Annotated in this window: 13 protein-coding genes and 3 pseudogenes; 11 read left to right on the top strand and 5 right to left on the bottom strand. The window is 37.8% G+C overall.

Annotated elements, in window-relative coordinates:
- The first annotated feature begins 216 nt into the window (after positions 1-216).
- The 7 genes and pseudogenes from tnpA (at position 217) to K6984_RS22985 (ending at position 9,082) form a co-directional block, all read left to right on the top strand.
- Positions 217-657 (top strand): annotated as a pseudogene (gene tnpA / locus K6984_RS22960) (IS200/IS605 family transposase).
- A gap of 158 nt (positions 658-815) precedes the next feature.
- Positions 816-2,246 (top strand): MBL fold metallo-hydrolase, encoded by a 1,431-nt coding sequence (locus K6984_RS22965; protein WP_221897581.1) that lies wholly within the window; start codon positions 816-818, stop codon positions 2,244-2,246.
- The gene (locus K6984_RS22970; protein ID WP_221897582.1) at positions 2,243-3,655 is read left to right on the top strand and encodes an MBL fold metallo-hydrolase; all 1,413 of its coding nucleotides are present in this window, start codon (positions 2,243-2,245) and stop codon (positions 3,653-3,655) included. The genes K6984_RS22965 and K6984_RS22970 overlap by 4 nt, the downstream gene beginning before the upstream one ends.
- A complete protein-coding gene (locus K6984_RS22975) occupies positions 3,656-4,498 on the top strand; it encodes a hypothetical protein (protein WP_221897583.1) in 843 nt (280 codons plus the stop codon).
- Positions 4,499-4,657: 159 nt separating this feature from the next.
- On the top strand, positions 4,658-4,783 hold the full coding sequence (locus K6984_RS34620) for a hypothetical protein (protein ID WP_263458822.1): 126 nt from the start codon (positions 4,658-4,660) through the stop codon (positions 4,781-4,783).
- 54 nt (positions 4,784-4,837) lie between these two features.
- Positions 4,838-7,582: a hypothetical protein gene (locus K6984_RS22980; RefSeq protein ID WP_221897584.1), complete on the top strand. Its 2,745-nt coding sequence runs from the start codon at positions 4,838-4,840 to the stop codon at positions 7,580-7,582.
- Between the two features lie 156 nt (positions 7,583-7,738).
- Positions 7,739-9,082, top strand: a complete 1,344-nt coding sequence (locus tag K6984_RS22985; RefSeq protein WP_420831625.1) for an IS4 family transposase — start codon at positions 7,739-7,741, stop codon at positions 9,080-9,082.
- A 127-nt stretch (positions 9,083-9,209) separates the two neighbouring features.
- Here the strand turns inward: K6984_RS22985 and K6984_RS22990 are convergent, their stop codons facing one another.
- The 5 genes and pseudogenes from K6984_RS22990 to K6984_RS34625 all read right to left on the bottom strand — a co-directional run.
- Positions 9,210-9,380, bottom strand: coding sequence for an integrase core domain-containing protein (locus tag K6984_RS22990; protein WP_221897585.1), 171 nt, complete (start codon positions 9,378-9,380; stop codon positions 9,210-9,212).
- A gap of 41 nt (positions 9,381-9,421) precedes the next feature.
- Positions 9,422-10,459, bottom strand: a pseudogene (locus tag K6984_RS22995) (IS3 family transposase); the annotation flags it as partial.
- A 72-nt stretch (positions 10,460-10,531) separates the two neighbouring features.
- Positions 10,532-12,415 (bottom strand): IS1634 family transposase, encoded by a 1,884-nt coding sequence (locus K6984_RS23000; protein WP_221897586.1) that lies wholly within the window; start codon positions 12,413-12,415, stop codon positions 10,532-10,534.
- A 203-nt stretch (positions 12,416-12,618) separates the two neighbouring features.
- The gene (locus K6984_RS23005) at positions 12,619-13,785 is read right to left on the bottom strand and encodes an IS3 family transposase (protein WP_087870166.1); all 1,167 of its coding nucleotides are present in this window, start codon (positions 13,783-13,785) and stop codon (positions 12,619-12,621) included.
- Between the two features lie 1,023 nt (positions 13,786-14,808).
- Positions 14,809-15,151 (bottom strand): annotated as a pseudogene (locus K6984_RS34625) (ISL3 family transposase); the annotation flags it as partial.
- Between the two features lie 63 nt (positions 15,152-15,214).
- Between K6984_RS34625 and K6984_RS23015 the strand changes: the two are divergent.
- The 4 genes from K6984_RS23015 to K6984_RS23025 all read left to right on the top strand — a co-directional run.
- On the top strand, positions 15,215-15,526 hold the full coding sequence (locus K6984_RS23015) for a helix-turn-helix domain-containing protein (protein ID WP_221897587.1): 312 nt from the start codon (positions 15,215-15,217) through the stop codon (positions 15,524-15,526).
- Positions 15,527-15,560: 34 nt separating this feature from the next.
- On the top strand, positions 15,561-15,704 hold the full coding sequence (locus tag K6984_RS23020; protein WP_221897588.1) for a hypothetical protein: 144 nt from the start codon (positions 15,561-15,563) through the stop codon (positions 15,702-15,704).
- Positions 15,705-15,715: 11 nt separating this feature from the next.
- Positions 15,716-15,841 (top strand): hypothetical protein, encoded by a 126-nt coding sequence (locus K6984_RS34630; RefSeq protein ID WP_263458605.1) that lies wholly within the window; start codon positions 15,716-15,718, stop codon positions 15,839-15,841.
- Positions 15,828-15,981 (top strand): helix-turn-helix domain-containing protein (locus K6984_RS23025; RefSeq protein ID WP_420831703.1); only part of this gene is annotated, 154 nt, incomplete at its 3' end. The genes K6984_RS34630 and K6984_RS23025, both read left to right, overlap by 14 nt.

Raw genomic sequence — 15,981 nt, forward strand, 5'->3', positions numbered from 1 at the left:
ATGGCTTGAAAAATAGAACCATTTTTAGATGAACATGCGAACCTTATTTGGCTTAAATTTAATCTTATGATCGTAGGTAATATGGTGATTTGTTTTTTGCGACAGAACCAAAAACGTGCTAAATTATAATTTTATTGGTCCCAGATAGCTAGTCAAAACTATGCACTTTAGTGCAAAGTGCTTTAGCTGCTACACACTTATGTTAAACCTTGTTCTATGAATGAGCAAAGGCGAAGTGGTGATACAGTTACGCGATTCACGGCTCACGCCTCACTTGGTATGGGTAACAAAGTATCGATATCCGATATTAAAGGGCGATATTAAAAAGCGTTGTCGTGAATTGATAATTCAGGTATGTGATGCAGAGGATGTCCAGATCTTAAAAGGAGGGTAAGTAAAGATCATGTCCACATGCATATAGAATATCCTCCAAAATTATGTATCAGTTATTTAGTAAAGCGGTTGAAAGGTTGTACTTCTCGCATGTTGCAGTAGGAATATCCTGCCTTAAAGAAACGCTATTGGGGGCGGCACTTTTGGGCGATAGGTTATGGAGGTTGGTCGACAGGAAACATTACTGAAGAAATGGTTCAGGAATATCTTGAGCACCACCGCGATCCTTCAAACAAAGATAGTGGAAGCATGATTCTTGAATAGTTAGTTTTGGACTTTCAGTCCAGTCGCAACCTATGCACTTTCAGTGCATAGTGGTTGAGTAAAATATTTGTAGAGTAACGTCAAAAGAGTTTCTGTACATAGGAAATTGTAGAAACACGTAGAAGTAAAATCACGATAAAACATTTGACGAGAATAGTATGAAAGCAACCTTTATTGGCCATCAGTCATGGCTTATATCATCTAAAAAAACATATATTTTGATTGATCCCCTACTAAAATCCGTTTTTGGTGCGAGCGAAAGATCATTCTGTTCAATTTTTCCATTCAGGAATATAGATATTGCGGAAATGCCGAAAATTGATGCTATTTTTTTAAGCCACGAACACGCTGATCATTTTTGCATCGAATCACTAAACGAAATTTCCCCAAAGCCTCCAGTCTATGTTGGAGCATTAATGCTAAACAATGTTAAGTATGCATGCAAGAAGATGGGGTATGATGTCAAAATTGTTAATGAGTTAACACCAATTACTATCGGATCTATCAAAATAACACTATTTCATGCGGATCAGAGCACGCCTTACTGGGAAAACAGAGTTTATCAGCTATTATTTGAAGATTTGAATTCAGAGGCTAGCTTCTTTTTAGCAGTAGATGCAGCTATGTCGTCGAACTATGAAGGAATGATCGAACGAAACGACAAAAAAAAACCAGATATTGTTGCAGTTTCTAATAATGCACAAATAACAGACTATGGTCGAAGATCAGCATTTGAGAATGCTTTGTCCTTAGAATCCGAAGTTCCTGCTAAAAATGGCCCGGCTTTGTTGAATGTTTATGACCAGTTATTAGTTTCTTACTTGAAAGGTCTCCCAGAGATTGAAAATATTGCGATTTGTGGTGGTGGATTTATAAAAGGTACAGAGGACTTGAGTCCCCCACCTTTTTCGGACGGTGCTTTGATTGTGGAAAAATTGAACCACGTATTCAGTTCAGGAAAAATCTGGAATTTAATACCAGGCCAGGTGATATCAATAAAAAACCACATTGTCTCTACGGCGCAGAGAGTATCTTGGATCACTCTAACGACGAAAGATAAAATCATCGAAGATTTTGGATTGCCTAAACCAGTATCCACTGAAAAATTATTTTATCCTTATATTCAAGAAGAAATAACCGAATGTGAATTAAGCGATGCAAAAATCAGGATACGCCAATGTATTGAAGATATGCTCCCAGGGATATTATTGTCTGAACCTGGAAAATTTGCTTTCAATCGATACATTATTTCTAATAACTTTTCACCGCAGATTGATTTCATTTTTTCCACACCTGATTTAAATATATCTTTTAAACTTAGTGTCGACCTATGTACTGGCTCTATTAGCGAAAGCCACTCATCTTGTACGGCACCGAGTAAAGTAACAATGTTTATTTCTGATTTCATCGCGGTTTTGGATGGTGCCGTAGAAATATGGGACCTTACAGGTTCTTCAGTTAAGATTGAATATGAAAATGAAAACTGCAACCCAATCCCTTTTTTCTACGCATATTTCGGTGAGCACAATCAACAAAACCTTGCAATTAAGATGGTAGATAAAAAAATTTCGATGGGAGGTCGAAAATGAAACTAACCCATCTAGGACATGAGAGTTGGATCATTGAGTTAAATGGAAAAAATTATTTACTAGATCCTTTGTTACGTGAAACATTTGGAACGTGCGACGAACTACCTTTTTATGTAACTCCTGGCAGATCGATTGAACACAAATTATATGAATCAATCGACGGTGTATTTTTAACAACTGAGTATTTCCAGCATTTCGATTTAAAATCCCTAGAACTGCTTCCTAAAAGGGTAAATTATTTTTTTCCTAATACTTTTTCAAAGGAAGCACAGAAGGCACTTTGCCGAATCGCAGGCTGTGAGAAAAGACTGAAAGCTCTAAGAATCGCTGAAGAGTTCAAGAGCGAATCCATGGGGTTGAAGTTCGTTCCGCCAAGCTCAGATACTGTTTTTTGGGATAGTCGGGTGTGCAGCCTGATGGTTAGTGAGTCTAACGTTTTGACAGATTCACAAGACTGGATATATATCCAGTCAGACACAGCTATTCCAGATAGTATTCTAGAATTCATACCTAAATCTTGGAACTCTATTCCGGCAGGAATAATTGTAGTGAACCATTTCCAGAAATGGGAGGAAGTAGGATATTCGGCGAATGATAACTTTATTGGTGATCAATTACAGCACTGGACACCACAATCATATTTCCGGTTCATGTCAAATGTCTTTCCTCTGCATATCAACCCATTGAATGCAACCAAAGCTTATTTCTTAACTGGCGGTCAATACGACTTAGTAAATGTTCAGAGACCTAGATCGACATTCAGTAATTTACTCCTAGCTAAGGATGTGGAATCGATGAGTTTGAATGTACTTGTAGATGCCCCAGAAGCTGGACACTTCTACTCTTGGAATGGAATTAGGTGGTTAAGAGAGGTTGATTCAGAATTCGTCATAAAATGTGATGCACCATCAGGGGATGTTAGAAAACCATTTAGCATTACACAGCAGATTAGTGCCAATCGGGAAGAATCGGATGATACAGATTTAAAGATCACACAGTGGCTTGCGTATTTGAAACAAATTCTTCTATTTTCTAGCTGTGGGCACCGACTTATATTTACTGACTCGTACATTAATGGTGCATTAGGCCCCAGAAGATTTTGTGTTCAGCTAGTAAACGGATCTCAATCGTGTCAATACGTATTCGATTTCTCAAAATCTGAATTTGAATACGAAGAATTCACTGATCAACTAGCTTTGATTCAATATCCATCTGGATTCAAGATTCACACACATGATTTAGTAGCAGCTATAAATGGCAAAGCTACAATCGCTGAGATAGCCCATGCTGGAATCTTTCAATGGTACGTGGGAACGCCAATAGATTCTGTTATCGGAATGCTCTACACCGCTTTTGCTGAATTTATGCCGAATGGAATAGCAGCTAAGAAATATGATACATATTTATGAATGTCGACTAAAAAAATAGATAATAGTATTTTTTGTACTCTGCTAAAAGGGCGCTTTATCGAGGGACTAAATAATTTACCTTCTAAATGGAAAATCGAAAAATTTAAAACCATTGCTGATCGCTATCTAGGAACCAAGAGCGAATCACTCACCGCGATTAAATTCAGTAATGAAAGCGGTATTTTCAGAATCGGAAATAGTGCAGTGATCAAAATTTTCTCATCACGAAAAGAATATGAGCGAGAACTTCTTGCAAATTTGATCCTGTCAGGTGAGGGTATTTGTCAAATGTTAGATTCGTCGGATGATCTGTTAGTTATTAAGTTCGAGTTTCTCGAGACGGAAAAAATAAAAGCCAATGATATAGAAAATGCTTTCTCCTTACTGGGGAGATTACATTTTCGAGGGATATCCGCACTGGTTGAAAGTGCTAATGTCATCCCCCCTGATTTTGATGAAGCAGGTCTCCCATTAATAAAGGCTGCCCTTGATGATTGGAATATAGAGCCATCATTTTCTATAAATGACCATAAAGCCGAAAATTATAGAATGTCTAACGGTGTGCTAACAAGGATTGATTTGGGCACTATAAATTTTCGATACCCCCGATGGATTGACCTATTTACAATTGTTGATTTTGTATCAGATACTTCTTCTTTATCTATAGATATAAAAGAATTATGTGGTGTATATTTCGATTCCTGTAAAATTTCCTGCTCAAAAAGGAAATATGCAGTAGAAATATTGGATGCATTAGCGAGCGACTTAGGGTTTGAGTCACTTGAACACTTTTGGAGCAAGGGAATTGAATTGATTGAAATTAATGGTTCTGTCGGACAGTGATTGAATTTGTCGATTCTGTTGCATAAAGTTAACTTCTCCACGTTATCTGCTATCATAATTCTCAATTTCACTAAACAACCACCCGCTAAACAGGCGCGCCATGCTACCTCACGAAATTACGGGACTCCTGTCGCCATAATTCGTTCACCTACGCAGCGGATGGGAGATGCCCTGAACGCCCTGCGTCCGCAACGACTACGCACAAAAGCCGCTTCGTCATTACTACCTCACTGGCTGTTTACTTTACACCTATGTCTTGTCTTAATTCAACTGGTATATTGCTAGCTACTACTTCCAGAGGGTTATGCACTTATTATACGAATTCAGGGGTATTGATAATTGAAAAATTTTAAAATAACGACTTTAAAAATTCTTCAACGTCAGGCTGACCTATGGGTCCTTTTGCTTTTTATAGCTAGTATTGCCTCATCTTCAATTCCTGTTGCAATGGGTTTTAGTTTTTCCAGGTTGGTTACTGAAGAAACTTTTAACACGCAGGATATATATTTTGTAGCATTTCTTACATTTTTAGAAGTTCCGATTACCCTAGCTAGACTTTTCGCATCAAGAAAAATACTAAATCGATCTGGAGAAATTTTCAGAAAACGATTTACATACAGGAATATATCAACCCCTGGGTCAGGAAAAATTATATATCGGAATTACAATCTTTACACCGACCACCTTATTGAAAGTTACCAGTTTATTTTTGATTGTTTTTTTATTGTTGTCCTAAGCATTTTATCCACTATTGAATTCGGCTTCTTACCAACTTTGGTAATACTGGGGTTAGTTCCTTTTGTTCCATTTATAAACCAATTGGTGAAAAAATCTAATTTCTACTACCGCCACGTTCAAAAACTGACAGACCTAAGAACAGGAAAACTTAATTCGTTTACGAAATTTCGCACCAGCTATCAAGGCGTCAATAAACGTTCGGGCGCACAGTTTCGCCAACTATCAAAAATATTTAAATTTGAAATGTTTTGTCGTAATGCCGATTCTTTTCTCAAGTCACTTGAAATATACGTTAACGCATTTTCTAGATTTGCTCCATTTATAGTGGTTTCGATCATCCACTCTTATGTAGCCCCGGACGAGCTTCTCAATTCCAAGCAACTCTTCTGGGTCGGTCTTCCCATAGTATCGAGTTTTTTTCGGCTTCCAAGGGGAATTGTGGCTCTAAAGATGCTAAAAAGAATCAAATTGGAGATGGATAACCGGTTGGGTTCTTTAATCAACTCGAAACTTGACCAACCTGTGATAATAGGTGATAGTCAGGAGCTTTGGGAAGGAACTCTTACTGATAATGTGATTTTCCCAAATGCCGATGCAAGAAATGTAATTAATCACATGGGGCTTTGCGTTGAACTTGAGTTGGACGACCCTTTTTCAAATGATTACATAATACACAAAAAGGGAGGCAATATATCTGCTGGTCAAAGAACGCGGTTAATATTTGCTAGGGCAGTAGCAATTGCTGGTGAATCAAATATTCGGGTTGAATTAGATATCAGTTTTGATTCGCTAGACAACAATAACAAGTTATTGATAAAAAAATGGCTTGATTCAAATTTGGTTGCTAGATTTATTTATTTAACAAGACGTAGTGCCGACACACTCAGAACTGACTCCGAATCAGAAGCGACTTACTCGGATTTACAAAAAGATAAATACTATACAGAAGGAGAAAGTTCCGTTTCGGAAAAAGAAGTATTTGGTGGATTCAACAAATTTATATTTTTCGCGAAATTAGTAAAATATACTTTTTTTCCAGCCATTTTGGCGGCAACCCTCAATGCTTTTATTTATATGCAAGCTGGCTCAACCGATAACCTTTCAGCTAAATGGATTACAGCTATTACTGCAATGTTTTTTGGTATACTTCTGATTTTAATTTCAGGGTGTTTAGTTGAGATGAAAATACGGAAAATTTCCGTTGCAAATATATTTTCTGGACTAACATCGACAAGCACTACCGAGCAGGATTGGAACACATCATTGTTTGTTGAACTCAATTATGTCGTAGAAGCATTCGCCTTCTATTGCCATGATTTAGTTTGGATAATTTCTTTATTTTCTGTGGCAGCCATAATGATGTACTGGAATATCGGAATTATAGGTCTTTTTTTTGCCACCGCCTTGCTTATTTTCTTTACTATGATTTATTTGTTTATATACCCTGACTTATCAAAAGCAAGGCAGCTTCTCGTCACCTCTTCCTCTAAATTCATCGAAGACCTTGATAACGTAACGTTGATTCAATCTGCTCCAAATACCACACCTATTCATTTAGTAACACTGGCTTTAAGAGAACAAATTTTATTAAAGGGAATTGTCTCTTGGACAGAGGCTAAATTCCACCTAATTTCAGTGAAGGAAAAAATAGGCTTATATGGAAATATAGGTTTAGGAATCATATATGTTTGTGTTTTTATTTCATTTGGCATCGTTGAAGTTAGCAGCCCTATCCGGGCACTAATTTTAGGTTCTCTACTGGCAATTGATTCTGAGTGTATTCGCCTGTTTGCCGCAACTTCTGGATTCTCGGTTCAATTTGACGCATACAAAAAAATTGAATTATTTAGCAAAGATAGTGAATCTAATCATAAAATTAGTACATTTTCCCAAAAAGATTCAATTCAAATAGAATCAATGCTTATTGAAAATATTCAATGCCAATCAAAAGAATTTTCTCTTAATCAAGGACTAAACAAACTTGATGCCCAGTCTGGAGCTGGAAAAAGTAGCCTAATGAAACAAATATTCTTAAATAAAAACAATGGGGTATTGTATTCGGCACAATATTATGATTGCGAATTTTTACAAGCCATCAAATGGATCGAGTGCCAACAGTTTGGAACTAGTGTTGATGATGTTTTTGAAATCATTCGTGAAGAATCGGGAAATACCAAGCTTCTTTTATTGGACGAATGCTTTTTGCAGTTTGATAGGTATAGCAGTTCAGAATTATACGACAAATTGGAAAAATGGGCCATGGTTACAGGCAAGTCAGTGCTTTATGTCGATCATCGCATGACCAAAGGAATTGTTTTGAAGCTTACTGATCTTCTGTTAATCTGAATCAGATAACTAAAAAAATATGGCTCTATGTGAATCCTAGTGGGTAGTGCGATAATAATACCATGAATAATGAATCTTTATTTAGTATGGCTTTAGGCTCATCTCCTTACACACAAGTCTGATATAAGAGTGTAAAATCTCATTATTTTAGTAACGATGACTGAGACTTGGGCAGAAATGGAATTTTGTAATTTAGATTTAGGTGATTCACGGCTTAATAAAAGAGCAGTTAAATTGATAGAAACTTTTGTAAAAGCGCCTAAACTAAGCATTCCTCAGGCTTGCCAAGGCTGGGCTGAAACACAAGCGACTTATCGATTTTATGCAAATGAAAATGTGACATGGGAAAAGTTGTTAGTCGCCCATACAGATCAAGTTGAACAGCGCATTATAGTCAGTGAAGAGCCCGTTATTTTATGCTTACAAGATACGACAGAATTAGATTTTAATGGACAAGAAACTGAGGATTTAGGTCGCTTATCTTACGATGCCCAAAGAGGCATGTACTTGCATCCGACACTCTGCATTACACCAGACCGGCTCCCTTTAGGGGTTAGTGATGCGTGGATGTGGGCAAGAGGAAAAAGCAAAGCAGAAGATCAAAATAATCCCACGATAAAAGAAAGTGATCGCTGGATAGAAGGTTATGAACGTGTCGCTGAAATGGCCGAACGTTGCCCTAAAAGTCGGCTCGTTTATGTGGCCGATAGAGAAGGTGATATTTTAAGTCTTATGCAGAGAAGTAAGGCGTTAAATACGCCTGCTGACTGGCTAGTAAGAGCCAGGCATAACCGTAAATTATCAGCGGATGAAACACTGTGGGATAGCGTCGATAAGCAAGAGGTTATGAGTCGCGTTAGTTTTATTAAGCCACGAAAAAAAGGCGAAAAATCGCGACAAGTTCAGCAAGAAATTAAAGTGTTACGCTGCACTTTCCCCGTAAAAGGGAAAGAAGGTATTGAAGTAACTTTGGTTCAGGCAAAAGAAATCAACCCGCCTAAAGGGAAGTCACCGCTCATATGGCGCTTATTAAGCAATCGAAGGGTAGAAAGTGAAGATCAAGCCTGTGAGTTGATTGACTGGTATCGCTGTCGCTGGGAAATAGAAATGTTTTTTGATATTTTGAAAGTGGGCTGCAAGGTTGAAAAGCTTCAATTATCCAGTAAAGAGCGCATTGAAAAAGCCTTAGTCATGGCCATGGTTATTGCTTGGCGGGTGATGTATCTTATGCGCTTAGGTCGCATCTGTCCTGACTTGCCTGCTGAATTAATCTTTGATCCTTTAGAATGGAAATCATCTTATGGTTTATTGGACAAAAAGATACCCAAAAAAGTGCCTACACTGAATGCCGTGTTAAGAAATTTAGCGACATTGGGTGGTTTTTTAGGGCGTAAATCAGATGGTGACCCTGGTGCGAAAAGTATTTGGATCGGTTTTCAGAGGATTCAGGACTGCGTATATGGTATTCAAATGGCCAGAAAGCTAAAAGGCGTATTTTAGGACTTGTGTGTAAGGAGGTGCTTTAGGCTATAGCACCCCAAAGAGTCAAGACAGATTTTTCAACAATCCTTATTCCATATTCCTAAGCCGCTTCATTCTGCTGTTCATTAGCTAAAATACTTTCTCTCTATACATTCATTGGTTTTTTATAGTCCAGGGTTTCATGAAACCGTTGATGATTATAAAACTCAATATAGTCATCAACATCTTCTATTAACGCTCTAATTGAACCATATTCATTTAAATAAATACGCTCACATTTTGCACTTCGCCAAAACCGTTCAATATAGCACCCCAAAGAGTCAAGACAGATTTTTCAACAATCCTTATTCCATATTCCTAAGCCGCTTCATTCTGCTGTTCATTAGCTAAAATACTTTCTCTATATACATTCATTGGTTTTTTATAGTCCAGGGTTTCATGAAACCGTTGATGATTATAAAACTCAATATAGTCATCAACATCTTCTATTAACGCTCTAATTGAACCATATTCATTTAAATAAATACGCTCACATTTTGCACTTCGCCAAAACCGTTCAATACAAATATTATCCGTTGCTCGTCCTTTTCCATCCATAGAAATAGTAATGCCTTTGTTTTTTAGTCGTTGGGTATGAATTTCACTGGTGTATTGACTGCCTTGATCCGTATTAAAAATTTCAGGTGTTCCGTAGAGAGAAAGCGCTTCATCTAATACATCCATAACTAAAAAAGAATCCATTGTGTTTGATATTTTATGGGCGAGCACTGCTTTTGAGTGCCAATCAATAATCGCCGCTAAATAAACCATCCCTTCTTTGGTTTTAATATAGGTTATATCTGTGCTCCAAACTTGGTTAGCGTGTGATATATCAAGATCTCTAAGCTTATAAGTATATTTTTTATGTTCTTTTATGGGGATCGTTGTATTGACTTGTTTTACCGCTAATACGGCTTTCAAGCCCATCTGCTGCCGATAACTCGCCACCGTGTTTAAACTGACTTTAAAACCACCTTCAAGCAACTGCTGGTGTACTTTAGCCGCACCATAAATAGGGATGTCTTTAAAAATGTGATTAATCTGAGTTTTGATCTCTTCTTTCTTTTTATTCTCTCTTTTTTTGTAATAGAGATTGCTTCTATTTAATCCTAATAATGCACACTGCTGTGTTAGAGGTAGAGTGTTAAGCTTGGGCTCAATCAACTGTTTTCTATCAGATGAGTCCAAGCTTTTTAGCTTTTTTTCGAGCCACTCCTTTTCAACCGTCATTTTTCCTACGATTTTTGTGAGCATCTCATTTTGTTCTTGAGCTGCTAATAGATCCTCTTTGTAATCTTTAACGGCTTTGGAGGGCTCCATTGCTATTTCTGCATTGTCTAAGAATATTTTTTTCCAGTTTTGTAGGTTCTTAGCCTATCTTCGTGACATATACAGTCAATTTCCCATTATTTCAATGAGTTGAATTTTTCAATCGGCCCCAGTTGGCACTACAGGTTTCATATCAACGATCGTTTTAACTTTTCCAATCGGGTCGGGGTTAATATTCAACGCAGTGTATATTTGTTTTTGTCTGGTTTCTGCTTTGCTTGTGGTTCGCAGGTGAATGATTGTATCGTTATCCGTGGGTAAAGTAATGGTCATGCGTTGCTGGGTCGACATCCTGTTGCGAATGCTTTCCCAGCTTAGATGGATGTCCTGCAATCTAAGTTGATAACGCAGTACATGTACCAGGTGGTAAGCTAATAATGTGATGAATAGGTGTCCGGTAACCCGCTCTTCTTTTTTGTGATAGACAGGGCGCAAGCCTAGCTCGGTTTTCAGGCTTCTAAAGGTCGCTTCAATCTCAGTCAGCATGGTATAGGTTAGCCATAACTGTTCTTCCGACCAGTCAGGGATATTCGTTCTTAGGCAGTAAACACCACAGTGCTTATCTTTTTGGTCACTTTCAGGTTTACGTTGCCATTCTATACCGATGGCTTTGTTTTTTTTGTCATCCGCGATAACGTTAATGGTGTAATCTGCAGCAACACGGCTATGTTTTTCACGTAGTCGTCCGATACGTTCCAGTATTTTGTCGTATTTTTTAAGGGTGCCTTTTTTGCTCAGACCTGTGTGCAGTTTTTCCAGGGCCTCTTCCAGACGAGCATGGAAGCGATTACGGATACCTTGTTCTTTTTTTGCTTTTTGTTCTGAATGACAATAGAGTCGGGTTTCCCCGGTTTCTTGATCAACTTCACGATAAACAACAACATTGCTGTCCCGGGTATCCCTGACCGCTACCGGAGTTTTCTGATCTCTTGGGTTTTTTACATGTTGTTCTCGACTGACAACGAGATAATGATAATCTTGTTCGATTAACCAGGCAATATTGTCAGCGCTGGCAATGCCGGCATCCATGATAACCACCGGCTTTATTTGATGAAAGGGATCCTTGTCTCGCAGTTCGTCAAGCATCAGTTTCAAGGTCGCGGGCTCACTGGCGTTGCCGGGAAAAACCTGACTACTCAATGGAAAGCCGTCACCATCCAGAACCAGCCCCAGAGTAACCAACGGGCAATCAGTGCGTTTCTCTTTAGAGCGACCGAATTTCGCTTTCGGGTTTCGGGCGCACTGGCCTTCAAAATAAGTATTGGTCAGATCGTACAATACAATCTTGCGGTTTAAATTGAACAACGTCTGCTCTCGGTCAGCCAGAAAATATTCAAGAGTTGCCTGATGTTTGAGTAGCTTGTCACTGACTGTATATAATCGCGTCAGGCTGGTGTTACCGTAGTCATGACCCAGTAATTCGCCCAGGCCTGTTCGATTTTGCAACCAGTCATGTGTTTGCAGTTCACTGCCGGGTGAAACCATACGTCCTATGATAGTGCCCAGGGCCGTCGCCGTATCTACTTTATTAAAGCCCAGCGCCATGAGTTTTTCGTCTAGCTGTAACTGCTGTGCGGCATGCAGTGCCAGGGTTTCAACACCAATACTACGGGCATTAATGGCTTCGACATGATTAATATCGACATGATGAAAATCTCGCGTTGTTGTTTTTGAATCTAGCGGTTGTGACAGTTTTGCAGTCATCAGTGAGCTATAGCGCTGGGCTGTTGCTTCCAGAAGTTGATTTAAATCATCGGCTAAATTGAATAGCTCTTCCTGATGTGGTTCCAAACCTTGCTGTAATTGTTCGATTCTGGCCGTCAGCAAGGGCCAGTACTTTTTATCAATCGTAAAGTCCGCACCTATATTGAGCAATGTACGTTGCTTGACTTGTTTTCCTATACGCACAGATTCTACAATGCGGTAAGTGAAATAAGCTGAGCCGTCTTCAAGGCTTTTTGTTTTGGTTCTTCGAATATACATACCACTAGCATCGGTGAAAAATCAGGGAAAATCAAGGGTCAGAGCAAGTTAAGATGGCACTACAGAGACCCTCAAAAAAACACCATTGATTCTAAAGGGATTTTTACGATGAATTTTTAATGCGAATTATAAATCAATGACTTGAAGGGTATAGCACCCCAAAGAGTCAAGACAGATTTTTCAACAATCCTTATTCCATATTCCTAAGCCGCTTCATTCTGCTGTTCATTAGCTAAAATACTTTCTCTATATACATTCATTGGTTTTTTATAGTCCAGGGTTTCATGAAACCGTTGATGATTATAAAACTCAATATAGTCATCAACATCTTCTATTAACGCTCTAATTGAACCATATTCATTTAAATAAATACGCTCACATTTTGCACTTCGCCAAAACCGTTCAATACAAATATTATCCGTTGCTCGTCCTTTTCCATCCATAGAAATAGTAATGCCTTTGTTTTTTAGTCGTTGGGTATGAATTTCACTGGTGTATTGACTGCCTTGATCCGTATTAAAAATTTCAGGTGTTCCGTAGAGAGAAAGCGCTTCATCTAATACATCCATAACTAAAAAAGAATCCATTGTGTTTGATATTTTATGGGCGAGCACTGCTTTTGAGTGCCAATCAATAATCGCCGCTAAATAAACCATCCCTTCTTTGGTTTTAATATAGGTTATATCTGTACTCCAAACTTGGTTAGCGTGTGATATATCAAGATCTCTAAGCTTATAAGTATATTTTTTATGTTCTTTTATGGGGATCGTTGTATTGACTTGTTTTACCGCTAATACGGCTTTCAAGCCCATCTGCTGCCGATAACTCGCCACCGTGTTTAAACTGACTTTAAAACCACCTTCAAGCAACTGCTGGTGTACTTTAGCCGCACCATAAATAGGGATGTCTTTAAAAATGTGATTAATCTGAGTTTTGATCTCTTCTTTCTTTTTATTCTCTCTTTTTTTGTAATAGAGATTGCTTCTATTTAATCCTAATAATGCACACTGCTGTGTTAGAGGTAGAGTGTTAAGCTTGGGCTCAATCAACTGTTTTCTATCAGATGAGTCCAAGCTTTTTAGCTTTTTTTCGAGCCACTCCTTTTCAACCGTCATTTTTCCTACGATTTTTGTGAGCATCTCATTTTGTTCTTGAGCTGCTAATAGATCCTCTTTGTAATCTTTAACGGCTTTGGAGGGCTCCATTGCTATTTCTGCATTGTCTAAGAATATTTTTTTCCAGTTTTGTAGGTTCTTAGGTGTGATGTTATTTGCACTGGCAATTTCTTGCAGTGTTTTTTCATTCTTTAAAACTTCTAATACCAACTTGCTTTTAAATTCAGCACTGTAGACCGTTCTTTTTCTGCTCATTTTAATACTCCAATTTTTTACAAATAGTAACTAATTTGGAATAAGATTGCTTTGATTTCTTGTCTGGATTTGCTGGGGGATTATACTTTATCTTTCTAAGCTATTGATTCATCGGTTTAAGCGATTTTTTGTCGAAAAATTCTCTTTAAAATCAATGGTGTTTTTTTTGAAAGTTTTATAGTGCCATTTATATTATTTTTGTCGATAAATTCATTGACTTTTGTCAAAAAAATCATCATTATTTGAGTGTAATTTACATTCGACAAAAATACTCTAAAAAATTCAACATTTTATACAAAAAACACAAAATCTGTAGTGCCAACTGGCTATTTTTAAAATTTCAACCAATTGATTTATAACAACTACATCATCAATAGTGACGAAGATGGGTTAGGGCCAACAGCATCATTAAAGTATTGTTCTGCTGGGTGAAGGTAAGAGTTTGATGGCAATGGGATGGAAAAACTTGAACATCGAGTGTTAATTTATATAGGCGTAAGATTGTCATTTTTGGCTTAAATTTAACTTTGCGAAGGTATTGTGCTATAGTAAAATAGAATTTTTTTAAAATTCTATTTATAGTGAGTGAATCTATTCCCTCTTAAATCTTAGACAATTTTTTTGTAAGGAAAAGAAAATGAAAACTGAAATAAATTTTCAAAAAAAGACTTAGAGAAAATTCGTGGCCTTGTAAAAAACATACAGGCGAAAGAACGTAAAAATGGCATTGGACCAATGTCATATACACGCTAATTATTTCCAATAACTGAAGTTTCCCAATTATTGAGTAGCTGAAATACACAATGCTGGTGTATCGAGGTTTATTTTAGGTGGTTTTGCCATGTTTATAGCAAACCCCTACTTAATTCCCCTTAGGCAATAGCATTTGAAACGAATGAAAAGACTATTTTTTTCATATAGTTGTAGCATAGCTTCAATTTTACCATAAATAATTATTGGGAAACTTCAGTTTCCAATAATATACGTGATGAAATACAAATTTCATCACGTATATTATTGGCTCTATGTGAAATACAGTGGGTAGTCGAATTTTAACTTACCACAAAGAAAGTAAATCATATTGATAAAATTATTAATATTACGATAACCTCTTGCTCGCCGTTTGGCCAGTTGGACCTTGCTATTAATTCCCCAAGAATTCCATTTGTAATCTTCGTTTCAACGAAATGAATAATGCCAGACCAATGGCTCGAACGGTCTTTACAAACTTCATAAATGCTGAGATTTTAGGTTTTTCTACTTCTTCACACCACTGCTTTAGAAAGGCTTCAGCCGATACTTTATCGGGCATTGACCATAAATCATTAAAAAGCTCTTTCAATCGATATGCCTGCCCTAACGTAGGATATATACTCAAAATTATTGAAGGTGCTTGAAAAATTAATGAAATCAATGCAAGCTACAGATCATGAAAATTACACTGAGTTCAAAGGATAAAAAAGCGTTAGAGTTACATCACAGTAAAGTGCGTGATGTGCGCGAGAGCGACCGAATTAAAGCGGTCTTATTAAGCTCAGAAAACTGGTCAGTTTCTCAGATTTCTCAAGCATTACGCAAACATGAAACAACGATTCTTCGTCATCTCCGTGACTTCCAAAAAACACAAAAATTGAAACCTGAAAATGGTGTTTCAAAGAGTTATTTGTCATCAGAGCAAACCGATGAATTAACAGGTTATTTATTAGGTATTACCTATGTCCATGTACACCATATTGTTTGATTATGTCGTCAAGACGTTTGGGGAGTCGCTATTTTTGCGAAAGCTTGTTTTGGGCATCCCAGCCCAAGCAAGCAGCAAAAACTTAACGCGACCACTTATGCCTCCGGCGGCCCCGATTCGTCCTCGTCCCTCGTCCCGACCCAACAAGGGGTCGGAACATAGGCTCCAAATGACTTGACGCCGTGTCGGATGGCCTTTTATTTTGTCTCCACCTTCGCTAACGCTCAGACTCCGACAAAACAACGGCCCTACGGCTATCGCGGACTAAAAATCATCACTTCGCTTAGGCTACGTTTCCCTGATTTTCAGCGATAGCGTTCAATACAGTGTCTCTGGCATGACTCAATGGTTACATCAGAATGGATTTAGTTATAAACAGCCTAAAGGAGTTCCACGCAAATTTAATCCTGAGAAACAGGCTCAATTTATCCATGACTATAAAAAGCTCAGGCTGA

The organism is Bathymodiolus japonicus methanotrophic gill symbiont, assembly GCF_019721995.1.
In the GTDB taxonomy this organism is placed as follows: domain Bacteria; phylum Pseudomonadota; class Gammaproteobacteria; order Methylococcales; family Methylomonadaceae; genus Methyloprofundus.